This is a genomic window from Deinococcota bacterium, from assembly GCA_030858465.1.
Lineage (GTDB): Bacteria > Deinococcota > Deinococci > Deinococcales > Trueperaceae > JALZLY01.
The window spans coordinates 1-14,885 of the sequence record JALZLY010000388.1 but is presented as its reverse complement, the minus strand read 5'-3'; the positions used below and the strand labels follow the sequence as shown (position 1 = coordinate 14,885).

Below are 14,885 nucleotides of genomic sequence, written 5' to 3'. Positions count from 1 at the left end.
CTGGCTGACCACCACCTTCGGCGTGGGCATCTATGTGCTGGTGCTGGGTATTTTGCTCTATATCGTCTACCGCTTTCGCATCAAACCCGGCGACAGGGCCGCGGGCCTGCCCAAGCAGGTGCACGGCGACGTCAGGCTCGAGCTGGCCTGGACCTTTATCCCGGTGATCTTGATGATCATCATCGGCATCCCCACCGTGCGCGGCATCTGGGCCAGCGAGGTCAGGGTGCAGGGCGAGGACGCCCTGCAGATCAACGTGATCGGCTACCAGTGGTGGTGGGCCTTTGAGTACCCCGAGCTGGGCATCACCACCGCCAACGAGGTGCACATCCCGGTCGGGCGCACCGTCAACTTCAACCTCCGTTCCGGCGATGTGCTGCACTCCTTTTGGGTGCCCGCCATGGCCGGCAAGCGCGACCTCATCCCCAACCAGGACAACCACCTCTGGTTCAGCGCCGACGTGCCCGGCATCTACCACGGCCACTGCTCGGAGTTCTGCCTGGGCGCGCACGCGCAGATGCGGCTGCGCCTCATCGCCCAGAGCGAGGACGACTTCAGCACCTGGGTCGCCGCTTTCCAGGCGGCGGAAGAGGCTGCCGACGCGCCCGCGGGCGCCCTCACCGAGCAGGGTTCGCAGCTCTTCTTGCAGCGCGGCTGCGTGCAGTGTCACGCCATCGCCGGCACGGTCGCCCAGGGAATCATCGGCCCCAACCTGACCAACTTCGGCCAGCGCACCACGCTCGCCGCGGGCATCGTCGCCAACAGCCCCGAAAACCTGGCGGCCTGGCTCAGGGACCCCCAGGCGGTCAAACCGGACAATCACATGCCCAACCTTCAGTTGAGCGAAGAGGATATTTCGGCTCTGGTCGCCTACCTGCACGGTTTGGGCCGCGAGGAGAGCGTGGCTGATGAGAGCGCGGTTATGGGAGGAACTGATGGCAGTAGGTAGTCGGGTAGCCAGACCGCGCGCCGGCGGCTGGTTCAGGCGGCCCACCTCGGAAACGGGGCTGGCGAGCTGGCTCACCACCGTGGACCACAAGCGCATCGGCATTCTCTACTTTTTGGCGGGCTTCTTCTTCTTTCTCTTCGGCGGCTTGGAGGCGCTGCTCATGCGCCTGCAGCTCTCCACGCCCGAAGGGACCCTGGTCGGGCCCGAGCTCTACAACCAGCTCTTCACCATGCACGGCACCACCATGATCTTTTTGGGCATCATGCCGCTCTCGGCGGCCTTTTTCAACTTTCTGGTGCCGCTCATGATCGGCGCGCGCGACGTAGCCTTTCCGCGCCTCAACTCGTTCAGCTTCTGGACCTTTTTGTGCGGCGGCATCCTGCTGAACTCGAGCTGGTTTCTTGGCGGCGCGCCCAACGCCGGCTGGTTCGGCTACGCGCCCATGACCCTGCTGGAGTACAATGCCGGCAACGGCATCGACTTCTGGATTATCGGCCTGCAGATCCTGGGCATCGCCTCCCTGGTCGCCGGCTTCAACTTCATCGTCACCATCATCAACATGCGCGCCCCCGGCATGACCATGATGCGCATGCCGCTGTTCGTGTGGATGACCCTGGTGGTGCAGTTTCTGGTCATCCTGGCCTTTCCCGCCATCACCATCGCGCTCTTTCAGCTGACCATGGACCGCACCTTCGGCACCCTCTTTTTCAACCCCGAGGGCGGCGGTTTGCCGATCATGTGGCAGCACCTCTTCTGGATCTTCGGCCACCCCGAGGTCTATATTCTGATCCTGCCCGCCTTTGGGATCATCTCCGAAGTGGTCCCGACCTTTTCGCGCAAGCCGCTCTTCGGCTACGCGGTGATGGTTTTCGCGGGCATCCTGATCGGCTTCCAGGGCTTTACGGTGTGGAGCCACCACATGTTCGTGACGGGCCTGGGACCGGTCGCCAACACCGCCTTTGCGCTGACCACCATGGCCATCGCCATTCCCACCGGGGTCAAGATCTTCAACTGGCTGGGCACCATGTGGGGCGGGCAGCTGCGCTTTACCACCGCCATGCTCTTTGCCGTCGGGCTGATCTCCAACTTCACCATCGGCGGCATCTCCGGGGTGATGCACGCGGCGGTACCGCATAACGCCCAGCACACCGATACCTATTTCGTGGTGGCGCACTTACACTACGTGTTGATCGGCGGCAGCCTCTTCGGCCTCTTCGCGGGCCTCTACTTCTGGTTTCCCAAGGTGACCGGCAGGCTGATGAACGAAGCTATCGGCAGGTGGGTCTTCTGGCTGATGCTGATCGGCTTCAACGTGGCCTTCTTCCCCATGCACTACCTGGGTCTGGCGGGCATGAACCGACGCGTCTACACCTACGCCGACAACATGGGCTGGAACCTCTGGAACATGGTCTCGACCGTCGGGGCCTTTGTCCTGGCCGCGGGCGTCGCGCTCTTTCTCTACAACCTGGCGCACGGCCTCATGAGGGGGAAAAAGGCCTCCGCCGACCCCTGGGACGGGCGCACGCTCGAGTGGACGATTCCCTCGCCGCCACCCGTCTACAACTTCGCCGAGCTTCCCGAGGTGCATGACCGCGAGGACTTCTGGGTGAAGAAGTACCCCGAGGAGCAGCCCGACGACCGTCTGGGACCCACGCAGCAAGAATCCACGGGCGAGGGCGACCAGGCGGTGATGTGGCCGGGCCTGCCCATGAAGGACGAGAGCGTGCCCAAGACGGGCGACAAGTCGCACGGCTTCCATATGCCCGGCCAGTCCTGGTACCCGCTCTTCGCCTCGGTGAGCCTGATGACCTTCGGCTACGGCGTCGTCTACACCAGCCTGCCCGTCGCCGTGATCGGCGGCCTGGCCTTTATCGCGTCGCTCTACGCCTGGGCCTTTGAGGGCGTGGGCGGCGGCCATATCCAGCCCAAGGAACCCGCATGAGCATCCCCACCGTCAGCCAGTCCGCCCAGGAGCACCATCCCGAGGAGCACCGCAGCACCACGGTTCCCGACAAGAAGATGCTGATGTGGGCCTTTTTGGCCTCGGACTGCATGTTCTTCGGGGCGCTCATCGCCACCTATCTCGTCTACAGCGGCCGCAGCCTGGTGGGACCCTTTCCCACCGAAATCTTGGACATCCCGCTGACCACGCTGAGCACCTTCGTCCTGCTGATGAGCTCCTTTCTGATGGTCTTGGGCCTCGACGCCTTGCAGAAGGACAACATCCCCAAGTTTCGGCTGTGGACGGCGGGGGTGTGCTTTTTCGGCCTCATCTTCCTGGGCTTTCAGGCCTATGAGTTTATCCACTTCGTCCACGAGGGGCTGACCTTACAGCAAAACCTCTTCGGCAGCACCTTCTTCACCCTGACCGGGACGCACGGCGTTCACGTGGCCATCGGCATTCTCTGGCTCACGTCCTTCCTGATCACGTCCTTCGTGAGGCCCATGACCAGCAAGAACGCGCTCGACCTCGACGTGGCCGCGCTCTACTGGCACTTCGTCGACATCGTCTGGATCGTCATCTTCACCGTGGTCTACCTCATCGAGTTCGTCTAAGGACCAACATGAGCCAAGCAGCCAAAGACACCACCCAGCATCATCCCAGCGTCAAGACCTACATTCTTATTGCCGTCATCCTGGCGGGGATCACCTACACCGAGTACTACATCGTCGAGTTTCCGCCGACCTTTCTCTCGTCGGGCGCCATCCTCTTCTGGCTCTACACGCTGTCGATCGCCAAGTTCATGATGGTCATCATGTTCTTCATGCATCTCAAGTACGACAACCGCCTCCTCTCGGGGCTCTTTATGAGCGGCCTCATCATCGGGGTGGGGACGCTGGCGGCGATGCTGGTGATCTTCGAGTTCTTCCAGCCCGACCAACAGGCGCTCGAGGCTCGAGCCGGCCTCATCACGGCGACGGCCACGGCCACGGTACCCCACGACGACCGCGTCGTGCCCGTCGCCGTAGACCCCGGCGACGGCGAGGCGGTCTACCTGGCCAACTGCGCAAGCTGTCACCAGGCGAACGGCGAAGGCGTTCCCGGCGCCTTCCCGCAGCTCACCGTCCACGCCCCTGCCATCGTCCTTTCCGCAGGCGGCCGTGAGTACCTCAGCCACGTGCTCCTCTACGGCCTGCAGGGCGAGATCGAGGTGCTCGGCCGCCCCTACAACGGCGTCATGCCCCCTTGGAGCCAGCTCTCCGATGAGGAGATCCGCGACGTGATGAACTACATCATCTCGGCCTGGGGCAACGGCCAGCTTCTCCCCGCGGACTTCGAGGCCTACAGCGCCGAGGAGGTCGAGGCCGAGCGCGACCTGGGCTTGAGCCCCCAGGACGTCCACGCGCAGCGGCAGGAGATCCAGATCATCGAGATCAGCGAGGAGGTGGCGCTCGAGGAGGCCACCGAGCTCGACGTCGACCGCGTCGCGGAGGATTCCGTCGGCGCCGTGACCGCCGAAGCCGTAGCTACGGCGCCGGCCGACATCACCGCCAGCTGGGACTGGCAGGAGTTAGGCGAGCAGGTCTACAACGCCAACTGCGCGAGCTGCCACCAGCCGGGCGGCCAGGGCGTCCCCGGCGCCTTCCCGCCCTTGGTCGGCCACAGCCCCGACCTGTACAGGGCCGAGGGCGGCAGGACCTACCTGAGCCACGTCCTCCTCTACGGCCTACAGGGCGAGATCGAGGTCGAGGGCCAGCTCTACAACGGCGTCATGCCGGCTTGGCCGCAACTCTCCGACGAGGACATCGCCGCCGCCATCAACCACACGCTGACCGCCTGGGGCAACGACGTCCTGTTGCCCGAGGACTGGAACGACTACGAGCCGCAGGAGATCGCCGCCGAGCGCGACCTGGGCCTGAGCCCGCAGGACGTTCATGCGCAGCGGCAAGAACTGGTCATACCCGAGGCCGAAGAGGAGGCTGAGGCGGCTACCGAGCCCGTTGTCGAAGAACCCGTTGCCGAAGAGGAGGTCGAGGCACCCGAGGCACCTGCCGAGCCGGTGGGAAGGCTCGAGGCCGGCGTCCACACCCTGACCTTGAGCCCGGACGAGTTGCAGGGCAGCGACACCATCACCATCACCGTTCAAGACGCCGACGGCAACGTCTACAGCACGGCGCTCAGGGTGCGCGAAGGGCTGACGGGTATCGACGTGCGCACGGCTGAGGAGACGATCGCGGTGCCGGCGCCCACCGAGCCCGCGCTAGCCCCGGCGGTTCCCGCCCCGGCAGCGCCGATCCCCACTCCCGCACCCCCCACTCCCGCGGCTCCCACCGAGGCGGAGGCGCCTGCCGAGCCGGTGGGCGTCCTCGTTCCCGTCGATCCTCAGGTTGTGGAGGAGACTGCGGTGGAGGAGACTGCGGCGGACGTGCCCGAGACGCTCACGGTCATCCAGGATGCCGCCGTCATCTTCAGGCGGGCGCCGCCCGAACCAGGCGTCACCGCGCCCGTACGGGAGGCGGACCGCGTGCTCATGCGCAGCGCGCCTCCCGAAGTGCCCGAACCCGAAGGGACTCCTGAAGACGGGGATCCTGAAGACGGGGATCCTGAAGATAGGGAGGATGCCCCTCTGGGCGTCTTCCCCACGGTTCCCGCGCCAGAGACCGCCCCCGCGGACGCACCCGCCGCCGCGGCTCCAGTACCTACCCCAAGCGACCCCCTCCTGACCGACGATACGGGCGTCCTCGAGCCGGCGGAGGCAAGCGAACCCCCTCCAGCCGCCGATCTGGCCGCGGTGGGACTCAGCGCCGACGAGGCCCACAGCTTGCTCGCTCAGGGTCAACACCTCTACAGCGCGGCCTGCGTGCGCTGCCACCTGCCGGACGGCCAGGGCCGCGCCGGCATCGCTTCGCTGCGCGACAACCCGGTCGTGCAGGGTGAGGTGAGCACGCTGGCGGGGGTTCCCCACTCCGGTCATGGCGACATGCCCAGCCTCATCGTGCTCAGCGACCGCGAACTGGCCGCCGTCTTGAGCTACCTCCGCCAGGGCTTCGACAACGCCGCCGGCCTGGTCACCGAGGCGCAGGTCGCAGCCTTCAACCCTTGACGACATGATCTGGTCCTGGCACTTGGAACCCCCGCTCATCGCCGGCTTGCTGGCCACCGCCCTCGGCTACTTTGTGATGGTCGGCCCGCTGCGCGCCCATCACGCGCCCGCCAAGTCCTTCCCCAAAACCCACAGCCTCTACTTTGTCCTGGGCCTCGTCGCCCTCTATCTGGCCCTGGGGTCGCCGCTGGATCTGCTTGGCAGCACCTTTCTCTTCAGCGCCCACATGGCCCAGCACATGCTCCTCATCTACCTGGTGCCGCCGCTCTTGCTAAACGGCATTCCGCCCTGGCTGCTCTATCCGCTCCTGCGCGGCGTGCGCCTCTTCTGGCTGGCGCGCCTGCTCACCAAGCCGGTCATCGCCCTGGTCGTCTTCAACGTGGTCCTGGTCTTCTGGCACATGCCCGCCTTCTACGAAGCCACCCTGACCTCGAGGCTGGTCCACAACCTCGAGCACCTCTCCTTTCTCCTGGCCGGCATCCTCATGTGGTGGCCGCTCCTCAGCCCCACCCCGCAGCTGCGGCGCCTGCACCACGGCGGCCAGCTCATCTACATCTTCGGCCTGTCGGTGACGCAGTTGCCCATCGTCGGCTTCATCACCTTCTCGCCCAGCCTGCTCTATCCGAGCTACGCGCTGGCACCCCGGGTCTTCGACATCAGCCCGCTCGCCGACCAGCAGCTCGGCGGCGTGATCATGAGCCTCTGCGGCATGATCGTTCTGACCACCGTCTTTACCGTGGTGTTCTTTCGCTGGTATCAGGTCTCCGAAGCAAGGGCGCGCCTGCCCGCACGGCAGACGGCAAGGCAGGTCGAGGTCTGACCCCTGCAAAGAAACGCCCGCCGCCCGTCCGGCGAGCCCCGCCCAAGAGACCGGTATAATCAAGAGACCGGTATAATGAGGCCGATGACTGAGATCAAGGCTATCGCCTTTGACTGGGGCGGCATCTTTACCGAGGGCACCTTCGACGGGGGCGCGGTGCGCAACCTGGCGCGGGCGTTTGGGGTCAAGGAAGACGAGATCGCCAAGAGCTACTTTCCCCTGATGGAAGCCTTCGAGGTGGGCGCCTTTAGCATGGCGGCGTTTCACCAACGGTTTCTCGAGCGCTCCGGCCTGACCTTGCCCTTTGAAACCTTTAGAGCGACCTTTTTGGGGTCGGTGAGGGAGCGCGCGGCCATGTTCGAGGTCCTCGCCAGCATTCCTGAACATTACACCGTCGGCATGCTCTCCAACAACGTGCCCGTCCTCTGCGACGCGGTGCGGGGCGATCCGCGCTATAGCCGCATCGAGCACTTCGTCTTCTCCAACGAGATCGCCGTGCGCAAGCCCGACCCCAGGGCCTTTGCCGCCCTGAGCGCGGCGCTCGGCGTTCCACCCGAGGCGACGATCTTTGTGGACGACAACGTGGGCAACATCGAGGCCTGCCGGAAGCTGGGCTACAGGGGCATCCTGCTCGAGCACTTCAGGGGCTTCCGCCAAGCATGGGACGCCTGCCTGCCCGAGCTCGCGCTCGGCAGGCGCTAGCATGAAAGATTTAGCATGAAAGATTTAGCATGAACGACAAGGCATGAACGACAGCGCCATCAAACTCCTGCAGGGCTATATCTGGCATCCGCAAGAGGCGAGCATCGAGTTGGGCGATTACCTTCCCGAAACCCTCGGCGAGGACATCTATCTCATCTGGGACACCATCACCCCGCCCTTTACCTTTTTCGACGACGGCACCCTCGCCGCCAGCCAGCGCATCTACCAGTTCACCGTGGTCAAGCTGGACGTTCAGCAAGGCGACGACCCCAAGGCGATGCTGCCCTGGCTCGAGGAGCTTATCGGCCAGAGGCTCGAGGCGACGCCTGGGTCGGTCGGCTGGCAGATCTTCGGCGATCTCCGCAACCTGACCCCCATCGAGGACTAGCGCGTGAGCCCGTGGGCGCGCCAGCTGCTCATCGCCTGGCAGCTGCTCATGTGGAGCGGGCTCAGCGTCGGCCTGGGCGTCGCCATGCTGACCATCCCCGGCTTCTGGCGCGGCTTCGGCCTGCAAGCGGTCGTCTGGGGCGTCATCGACGGCGCCATCGCTCTCGTCGCCCAGCGCAGGCTGCGCCGCAGGCTGGCGGAGCTGAAAGACCCGCACGCGCCCGAAGTGCTCGAGGCGGAGAGCCGCAAGCTGCGCAGGCTGCTCCTTGGTAGTGCCGGACTGGACCTGCTCTACGTCGCGGTCGGCCTGCTGCTGGTCGTCACCCTGGGCCAAGACGACGCCTTCGCCAGGGGCAACGGCTGGGGCGTCACGGTGCAGGGCGGCTTCCTGCTGCTGTTCGACCTGGCCCACGGCCTCAGGCTGCGGCGCCAGCCGTCCTAGGCGCCGGCCGTCATAGCCGACGGCTGCCGTACAGTGTTGCCCTCTTCTCGGGGCGACCCAACTGCTCGAGCATGGCGCCCGCCAGGTTGGTTTCACATAAGGCTTTGTGAAAGATTGACGGCTGTTACCCTGTACTTATACGCTGTGATTATACCGTTGGTATAAAACCTGTGGTATAAAACCTGACAGCAGAAAGGGTCCAGCAGCATGGCAACCGTCAAAACCGCTATCTCACTCCGAGAATCGCTCTTTGAGCAGGCTGAGACTCTGGCCGCGGAGATGAAGGTCTCCCGCAGTCAGGTTTTTGCACTGGCGCTGGAAGCCTTTATCGAACGCCGGCAGAGCCAGAAGCTGCTCGAGCGCCTCGACGAAGCCTACCGCGACGAGGATCCGGTTGAAGAACGGCTCCGCCATCACATGCGCCGCCGGCACCAGCAGCTCGTAGAAGGCGAATGGTAGTCCGGCAGGGCGATGTCTTTTGGATCAGCCTCGCTGAACCCTCGGCTTCGGAACCCGGTTTCCGTCATCCCCACGTCGTCATTCAAAACAACGTCTTCAACCGGAGCCGCATCAACACGGTGGTGGTCTGCGCCCTGACCTCCAACCTAAAGCGCGCCACTGCGCCGGGAAACGTTCTGCTCGAGCCAAGGGAGGCCGGGCTTTCCAAGCGGAGCGTCGTCAACGTGTCGCACATCTTCACCGTGGACAAGGGGCAACTGGACGAAAGGATGGGCAGGCTTTCGGCCGAGCGCGTGCGCGAGGTTTTAGACGGCGTCAGGCTGCTCACGGAGCCGCGAGACGCTTGATCCCACCGAAGCGCTCAGAGGCTGATCCCGTGGTAAAACCGCCGCACGAACTGGGTAGTGGCGGGTGGAGCGGGGCGCGTGTCACAGCTCCTCGCTGTACTTGCCCAAGAGGCTGTCGAGCGCCTCGCGCAGGAGGCTGGCCTCGGTGCGGTTCAGGGCGTTGGAGAGCTTGGCGAGGCGCTCCAGGCCGGCTTTGGGATAGTAGTTGCTCTTTAAGGTCATCTTGGACTCGACGTAGATGGCGGTCCGCCCGCGCCCTTCGCTCTTGGCCCGGTAGAGGGCCTCGTCGGCGGCGCGAAAGAGTTCCTCCAAGGTCTTGGCGTGGGGCGGCCGGCCGGCGATGCCCACCGAGAGCGTCATCTTCCGGGGCAGGCTGGGCGAGGCTTCGCGCGAAGAGAAGTGGCCGCGGACCTCCTCGAGCAAGATGAGCGCGCTCTCGGCGGGCATGTCGGGCAGGGCCGCCGCGTACTCGTCGCCGCCGATGCGCGCGACGATGGCCTCAGCGGGCAGGCTGCGGGTGAGGATGCGCTCGACGCCCCGCAAAATCTCGTCGCCGACGGCCTGGCCGTGGGACTCGTTGACCTCCTGGAAGTGGTCGAGGTCGATGAGCGCCAGGCTGAGCGGCTGGTTCTCGGGCAGGGCGGCAAGATGCTCGTCGAACTCCGCCCGGTTGAGCAGCTTCAATTCGGTCATGTCTTCCTCCTCTATCGCAATACAGTATATATAGCTTACGTATATATGTCAATATATAGCTTAAAATGTATCCCTACGGCAAACGCCGTCACTGCCACAATAGCGTGCTGGATCCGCGTGTTCTTTCTCACGATGAGGGACACTATACGAGGGACGGCAAAAGAAGGACGGCAAAAGAAGGACGGCAAACGCAGAAGGGGCGCCAAGCATGAACAAGATTCTGGTAACGGGGGCGACGGGTTATATCGGCGGGCGGCTGGTGGCGCGGCTCTTGGAGAACGGGCGCGAGATCCGCTGTTTGGCCCGCGACAAGGAGCATCTCCAGGGCAAGGCCTGGGTGGAGCGTGTTGAGGTCGTTCAAGGCGACGTGCTCGAGCCCGCGACGCTGCCGGCGGCGCTCGAGGGCATAGATACCGCCTACTACTTGATTCACTCGATGGGCGCCTCGGCCAGGGGCTTCGAGGACCGCGACCGCCGCGCCGCCTTGAACTTTGCCCAAGCGGCGCGTGAGGCGGAGGTGAGGCACATCGTCTACCTGGGCGGGCTCGGCAACGAAGGGGAGATGTCGAGCCACCTCGAGTCTCGCCAGGAAACGGGCCGTAGCCTCGCCTCTACCGGGATTCCCACCACCGAGTTCCGCGCCGCCATCATCGTCGGCTCGGGCAGCCTGTCCTTTGAGATGATCCGCTACCTGACCGAGCGCCTGCCGGTCATGATCACTCCTAAATGGGTCGGCACCCGGGTCCAGCCCATCGCCGTGCGCGACGTGCTCTCCTATCTCGAGCACGCCATAGAGCGGCCACCCAAAGGCCACAAGGTCGTCGAGATCGGCGGGCCGGACGTGTTCAGCTACCGCGAGATGATGTTTGGCTACGCCGCCGCGCGCGGCCTGACGCGCACCATGATCCCGGTGCCGGTCCTATCGCCGCGCCTGTCGTCCTACTGGGTCAACCTGATCACGCCGATTCCCGCCTCGATCGCCCGGCCGCTCATCCGGGGTCTGGGCAGCGAGGTCGTCGTCCGCGACCCCGAGCCCGCCAGGGCCTATCCCGTTGCGCCCATTCCTTACGCGGCGGCCCTCAAGCTCGCCCTCGACCGGACCAGTCAGGGCGCGGTCGAGACGCTCTGGAGCGCGCCTCTTTCGGCGGTGCCCAGGGGCACGCCGCCGGGGGTCAAGCTGCAAGACACCGAGGGCATGCTGGTCGAGAAGCGCAGCTTGCAAACGGACGCCGAGCCGGAGGCGGTCTACCGCGTCGTCTTGGGCATCGGCGGCGCCCGCGGCTACTTCACCTTCAACTGGGCCTGGCGCCTGCGCGGCCTCCTGGATCTGCTCTGGGGCGGCGTCGGCATGCGGCGCGGCCGCCGCGACCCCGATACGCTCCTGCCCGGCGACAGCGTGGACTTCTGGCGGGTCGAGAGCCTAGCGGAGAACCGTCACCTGCAACTCCGTGCCGAGATGAAGGTGCCCGGCCGGGCCTGGCTGCGCTTCGACCTGCGGCCCTGCGACGGCGGCGGCTCGGCGGTCGTGCAGACCGCCTTTTTCGAGCCCAAGGGCCTGTTTGGCTTTCTCTACTGGTGGGCGCTCTATCCCGTTCACCTCTTCCTCTTCTCGGCGATGATCCGCGCCATCGTCACCCGGGCCGAGGCGCTTGAAGCCAGGGCCGAGCGAGAGGACAGGTTGAAAACAGGCTCCGCTCGAGGCTAGCCTTCGCGGGCCCCGAGCCTGGTCTTCAGGATAAGGCGGCCAGCGTGTAGCTCAGCTCTGCCGCGCCAGCTCGAGCCCGGCCAGCCTCACCAAGGTGCCCTTGGCCTCCGAGTCCGGAAAGACGGCGAGGGCCGCCAGTGCCGCCTCCGCCTCCGCGGCGATGCGCGCCCGCGTGGCCGCGTCGGCGCCGCGCTCCTTGACCAGCGCGATCATCCTCTCGACATCGCAGGCTTGGCCGCAGCGCCGCAGGAGAAGCTCGCGCGCCTCTTCACTACCCTGCTCGAGCAACAGCAACACAGGATAGGTCGCCTTGCCCTCGCGCAGGTCGCCGCCGACCGGCTTGCCCAGCCTCTCGGGCTCGCCCAGCAGGTCCAAGTAGTCGTCCTGCATCTGAAAGGCGCGGCCGTAAGCAAAGCCAAAGGCGCGCAGCGCCTGCCTCTCCTCCTCCGGCGCGCCCGCCAGCATCGCCACGCCCTCCAGAGCCGCCACCATCAAGACCGCCGTCTTGCCCTCGATGATGCTCAGGTAGTTCGCTTCGGAGTAGCTGCCCAGGCTCGCCACCTCGAACTGCAAGACCTCGCCCTCGCAGATGCGCGTGGCCGTCTCGGACATGAGCATGGTGAAGCCGGCGTGGTCGAGCCGTGACAGCAGGTGCAAAACCCGCGCCAGCATGAAGTCGCCCGACATCACGCTGACCACGTTGCCGTAGCGCCGGAAGGCCGCCTCGTTGCCCCGGCGCACTCGAGCGTCGTCGATCAGATCGTCGTGAAGGAGCGAGGCCGAGTGCAGGAGCTCGACCGCCAAGGCCACCCGCATCACCTTCTCGGGCGCCGCCCCCAGCATCCGCCCGGCCAAAAAGCTGAGGCTCGGCCTGAGACGCTTGCCGCCCGCACGCACCAGGTCCTCGCCGATGGCCTCGATAAAGGTCACCGGCGACTTCAGCTCCGCCTCGAGCCGCGTTTCGAATTCCTTCAGTTCGGTTTCAACGAGCTTGAACAACGGTAGTCCCCACCGTCAAAGTATACGCGCTGACGTGGGCGCGGGCTGCAAGCCAAAGGAGCAACCCCTCGAGGGCTCGAGGGGCTTTCTAGTCACTCTAGTCACTCCAAAACTAACCAGCGACAACGGATTGTATGATGGTAATAGGACTGAGCACCTTGCTGAAGGGGCGGTTCAACGCATCCACACCTGTTAGGGTGATGATGGCGTATGAACCCTCTATTGAGCGCTGAGCAAAAAACATCGTGTAGCCCGTGTCCGGATCAAGGGGTACAAAGGACGAGCTCAAGGCGATCGGTCCGGTCTGAAACGATGCGCCGGGTGAGTTGACGGAGCAGTCACGGAAGACCTCCTCGCCCGTAAATAAATCATCACAGATAAGGCCGGGCGGTACGCGCATATTGAGGCTACCTGCGAAGCGCGCGTTCAGCGGAAACGGAACAGGCGTGCCGTCGCCGTAATAGTAATCCACCGTATAACCAGTGAGCGCCGCACCAATAGAACCTGGACGTGCGTTTGCACGCAAGATGGCTGACTCGACCTGGAGGTTGTATCGGACGGTAACATTGCCATCGTCGTCTTCCTCTTCGGTAACAGTGACCGTGTAGTTGATCTGCGTTGGCTGAATCTCCACGTCAATATCGGCCTGCTGGAGGACAGAAAAGCTTCCGCAGCCTGTAAGCAGCGCCAGCATTATAAATAGAAGCAGTCCCTCCCACGTCTTCACGCCAACTCCTCCTTGAGTTGAGGATTAAGGATATAAAACGACAGTCGCTTGAGCCCTGCCAAAAAATCCACCGGCTCGACGTGAACGTCCTTGGGTACGTCGATGACGGTGGGCGCGAAGTTGAGGATGCCCCTCACCCCCGCCGCCACCAGCGCGTCGGCGGCGCCCTGCGCGGCCTCCAGCGGCACCGTCACGAAGCCGATGTCGATGCCCTTTTCGCGGACTACCCTGGGCAGGTGCTCGGGCGAGAGCACCTCGAGGCCGGCGACGGACCCGCCGATCTTTTCGGGGTCGGTGTCGAAAAAGGCCTTGAGCTCGAAGTCGTAGGCGTCGAAGTTGGGGTAGTGGGCGATCGCCTGGCCCAAACGGCCCACGCCGACGATGGCCACGTTCCACTGGCGGTTGAGGCCCAGGATGCGGCGCAGCTCGCGGCGCAAGGTGAGGACGTTGTAGCCCGCGCCCCGGGTGCCGAAGCGGCCGAAATAGGCCAGGTCCTTGCGGACCTGGAAGGCCGAGACCTGAGCCTCGTCGGCGAGCAGTTCGGACGAGGTGCGGCTCACTCCCTGCGCCTCGAGCCCGCTCAAGATGCGCAGGTAGGTGACGAGCCTGCTGATGGTGGCGCTGGGAATCGAAGACATCAGCTCGGCATCAGTTGAGCGTCGCGGGTCCGGGCGTGTGCTCGACGCCCTGAGCATCGAGGCGAGAGCGCACGCTCTCGGCCTCCTCGGGGCTGAAGGGGCCGATCAGCAGACGGATGAGCCCGCCGTCGGTCGTGAGCGGCGTCACCTCATAGCCCATGGACTCGAGGAGCTCGCGTTGCGGCGCGGCGCTCTCGGTGGTGCGGTAGGCCCCGACCTGCATGTAGCGGCTGCCCCCCGCGGCAGGCGCCTGCGCGTCCGTTGTAGGGGTGGTGGCCTCGAGTTGAGTGGCCTCGGGTTCGGTGGTCTCGAGCTGGGTGGTCTCGGGTTGCGCGATCGTATCCGTCGCCTCCAGGGTCGAGACCGGCTCCGTCACGGGCGCAGCCGCCGTGGACGCGACCGTCGAGGCCGTTTCAGCCCCACCGCTCACCCGGTAGACTTCAGCCTCGCGCCCGGCGTCCCTGAACTGCTGGGCTAGGTCGCGGGTCTGCGCCTCATCGTCGAAGGGTCCGACCAGCACCATGTTGAGATCCTCCTGCGTGGCGATGAAGACGGGGTGGTCCTCCGCCCGCATTTCGGCCGCGAGCCGCTCGGCGTTGTCGCTGACCCTAAAGGTCCCGACCAGGATGCGCCAGGGCGCGCCCACGTCCACCACGGCCGTCTCCTCATCGGTCAGCGGCGCGCCCGTCTGTTCGGCTCCGGTGGGCGTCGTGGTGGTGAGCGCGGCCGAGGGGGGTGCCGGGGTGGGCACGGTCGTCGCGGGCTGCTGGGGCGGGTCGGCCAGGGCCGTCTCACCGTCGGTCGCAGTATCGTTGTCGGTCGCGACAGCCTCGGGGTCAAGCGGCGTCGCCACGGGTCCTTCCGGCGCGGGGTCGGCGCCTGCGCTCGGCGGCACCGGGATCACCACGTCGGCGCTGGGCGTCCCGGCCTGGTCTTCGCCCGGTACCTCTTCGCCCGGTGCCTCTTCGCCCG

Annotated in this window: 16 protein-coding genes; 11 read left to right on the top strand and 5 right to left on the bottom strand. The window is 65.3% G+C overall.

Translation table 11 applies throughout. The features are described 5' to 3' along the window. From coxB to M3498_19095, 10 genes are all read left to right on the top strand, one after another. Nucleotides 1–949, top strand: a 949-nt coding sequence (gene coxB, locus M3498_19140) for a cytochrome c oxidase subunit II (GenBank protein ID MDQ3461385.1), incomplete at its 5' end; no start/stop codon positions are given. Next, nucleotides 936–2,891: a cytochrome c oxidase subunit I gene (ctaD, locus tag M3498_19135; GenBank protein MDQ3461384.1), complete on the top strand. Its 1,956-nt coding sequence runs from the start codon at nt 936–938 to the stop codon at nt 2,889–2,891. The genes coxB and ctaD, both read left to right, overlap by 14 nt. Continuing rightward, entirely contained in the window at nt 2,888–3,505 is a 618-nt protein-coding gene (locus tag M3498_19130; GenBank protein ID MDQ3461383.1) for a cytochrome c oxidase subunit 3, read from the top strand. Before ctaD ends, M3498_19130 begins: the two co-directional genes overlap by 4 nt. A gap of 8 nt (nt 3,506–3,513) precedes the next feature. Beyond that, a complete protein-coding gene (locus M3498_19125; protein MDQ3461382.1) occupies nt 3,514–5,994 on the top strand; it encodes a c-type cytochrome in 2,481 nt (826 codons plus the stop codon). Nucleotides 5,995–5,998: 4 nt separating this feature from the next. Continuing rightward, nucleotides 5,999–6,814, top strand: a complete 816-nt coding sequence (locus M3498_19120; GenBank protein ID MDQ3461381.1) for a cytochrome c oxidase assembly protein — start codon at nt 5,999–6,001, stop codon at nt 6,812–6,814. A gap of 84 nt (nt 6,815–6,898) precedes the next feature. Beyond that, nucleotides 6,899–7,516, top strand: a complete 618-nt coding sequence (locus M3498_19115) for an HAD family phosphatase (protein ID MDQ3461380.1) — start codon at nt 6,899–6,901, stop codon at nt 7,514–7,516. Nucleotides 7,517–7,559: 43 nt separating this feature from the next. Next, entirely contained in the window at nt 7,560–7,904 is a 345-nt protein-coding gene (locus M3498_19110) for a DUF3208 domain-containing protein (protein ID MDQ3461379.1), read from the top strand. A gap of 3 nt (nt 7,905–7,907) precedes the next feature. After that, the gene (locus tag M3498_19105) at nt 7,908–8,345 is read left to right on the top strand and encodes a hypothetical protein (protein ID MDQ3461378.1); all 438 of its coding nucleotides are present in this window, start codon (nt 7,908–7,910) and stop codon (nt 8,343–8,345) included. Between the two features lie 207 nt (nt 8,346–8,552). After that, nucleotides 8,553–8,804 carry a hypothetical protein gene (locus tag M3498_19100; protein MDQ3461377.1) on the top strand — a complete coding sequence of 84 codons (252 nt, stop codon included), beginning with the start codon at nt 8,553–8,555 and terminating at the stop codon, nt 8,802–8,804. Further along, nucleotides 8,798–9,151 carry a type II toxin-antitoxin system PemK/MazF family toxin gene (locus M3498_19095; protein ID MDQ3461376.1) on the top strand — a complete coding sequence of 118 codons (354 nt, stop codon included), beginning with the start codon at nt 8,798–8,800 and terminating at the stop codon, nt 9,149–9,151. The genes M3498_19100 and M3498_19095 overlap by 7 nt, the downstream gene beginning before the upstream one ends. An 81-nt stretch (nt 9,152–9,232) precedes the next feature. On the opposite strand, the gene M3498_19090 is transcribed toward M3498_19095, so the two are convergent. Continuing rightward, nucleotides 9,233–9,844, bottom strand: a complete 612-nt coding sequence (locus M3498_19090) for a GGDEF domain-containing protein (GenBank protein ID MDQ3461375.1) — start codon at nt 9,842–9,844, stop codon at nt 9,233–9,235. A 208-nt stretch (nt 9,845–10,052) separates the two neighbouring features. Here M3498_19090 and M3498_19085 point away from each other — a divergent pair, with 208 nt between their 5' ends. Further along, entirely contained in the window at nt 10,053–11,549 is a 1,497-nt protein-coding gene (locus M3498_19085; GenBank protein MDQ3461374.1) for an SDR family oxidoreductase, read from the top strand. Between the two features lie 51 nt (nt 11,550–11,600). Here M3498_19085 and M3498_19080 read toward each other — a convergent pair whose 3' ends face one another. The 4 genes from M3498_19080 to M3498_19065 all read right to left on the bottom strand — a co-directional run. After that, the gene (locus M3498_19080; protein MDQ3461373.1) at nt 11,601–12,548 is read right to left on the bottom strand and encodes a polyprenyl synthetase family protein; all 948 of its coding nucleotides are present in this window, start codon (nt 12,546–12,548) and stop codon (nt 11,601–11,603) included. 112 nt (nt 12,549–12,660) lie between these two features. Continuing rightward, nucleotides 12,661–13,275 (bottom strand): hypothetical protein, encoded by a 615-nt coding sequence (locus M3498_19075; protein ID MDQ3461372.1) that lies wholly within the window; start codon nt 13,273–13,275, stop codon nt 12,661–12,663. Further along, nucleotides 13,272–13,913, bottom strand: coding sequence for a redox-sensing transcriptional repressor Rex (locus M3498_19070; protein MDQ3461371.1), 642 nt, complete (start codon nt 13,911–13,913; stop codon nt 13,272–13,274). The genes M3498_19075 and M3498_19070 overlap by 4 nt, the downstream gene beginning before the upstream one ends. Before the next feature lie 10 nt (nt 13,914–13,923). Continuing rightward, nucleotides 13,924–14,885, bottom strand: a 962-nt coding sequence (locus M3498_19065; GenBank protein MDQ3461370.1) for an SPOR domain-containing protein, incomplete at its 5' end; no start/stop codon positions are given.

Bases quoted from the DNA above. Each gene is read 5' to 3' on its own strand.
- ctaD (MDQ3461384.1), top strand. From the start codon at position 936: ATGGCAGTAGGTAGTCGGGTAGCCAGACCGCGCGCCGGCGGCTGGTTC.
- M3498_19130 (MDQ3461383.1), top strand. From the start codon at position 2,888: ATGAGCATCCCCACCGTCAGCCAGTCCGCCCAGGAGCACCATCCCGAG.
- M3498_19125 (MDQ3461382.1), top strand. From the start codon at position 3,514: ATGAGCCAAGCAGCCAAAGACACCACCCAGCATCATCCCAGCGTCAAG.
- M3498_19120 (MDQ3461381.1), top strand. From the start codon at position 5,999: ATGATCTGGTCCTGGCACTTGGAACCCCCGCTCATCGCCGGCTTGCTG.
- M3498_19115 (MDQ3461380.1), top strand. From the start codon at position 6,899: ATGACTGAGATCAAGGCTATCGCCTTTGACTGGGGCGGCATCTTTACC.
- M3498_19110 (MDQ3461379.1), top strand. From the start codon at position 7,560: ATGAACGACAGCGCCATCAAACTCCTGCAGGGCTATATCTGGCATCCG.
- M3498_19100 (MDQ3461377.1), top strand. From the start codon at position 8,553: ATGGCAACCGTCAAAACCGCTATCTCACTCCGAGAATCGCTCTTTGAG.
- M3498_19095 (MDQ3461376.1), top strand. From the start codon at position 8,798: ATGGTAGTCCGGCAGGGCGATGTCTTTTGGATCAGCCTCGCTGAACCC.
- M3498_19090 (MDQ3461375.1), bottom strand. From the start codon at position 9,844: ATGACCGAATTGAAGCTGCTCAACCGGGCGGAGTTCGACGAGCATCTT.
- M3498_19085 (MDQ3461374.1), top strand. From the start codon at position 10,053: ATGAACAAGATTCTGGTAACGGGGGCGACGGGTTATATCGGCGGGCGG.
- M3498_19070 (MDQ3461371.1), bottom strand. From the start codon at position 13,913: ATGTCTTCGATTCCCAGCGCCACCATCAGCAGGCTCGTCACCTACCTG.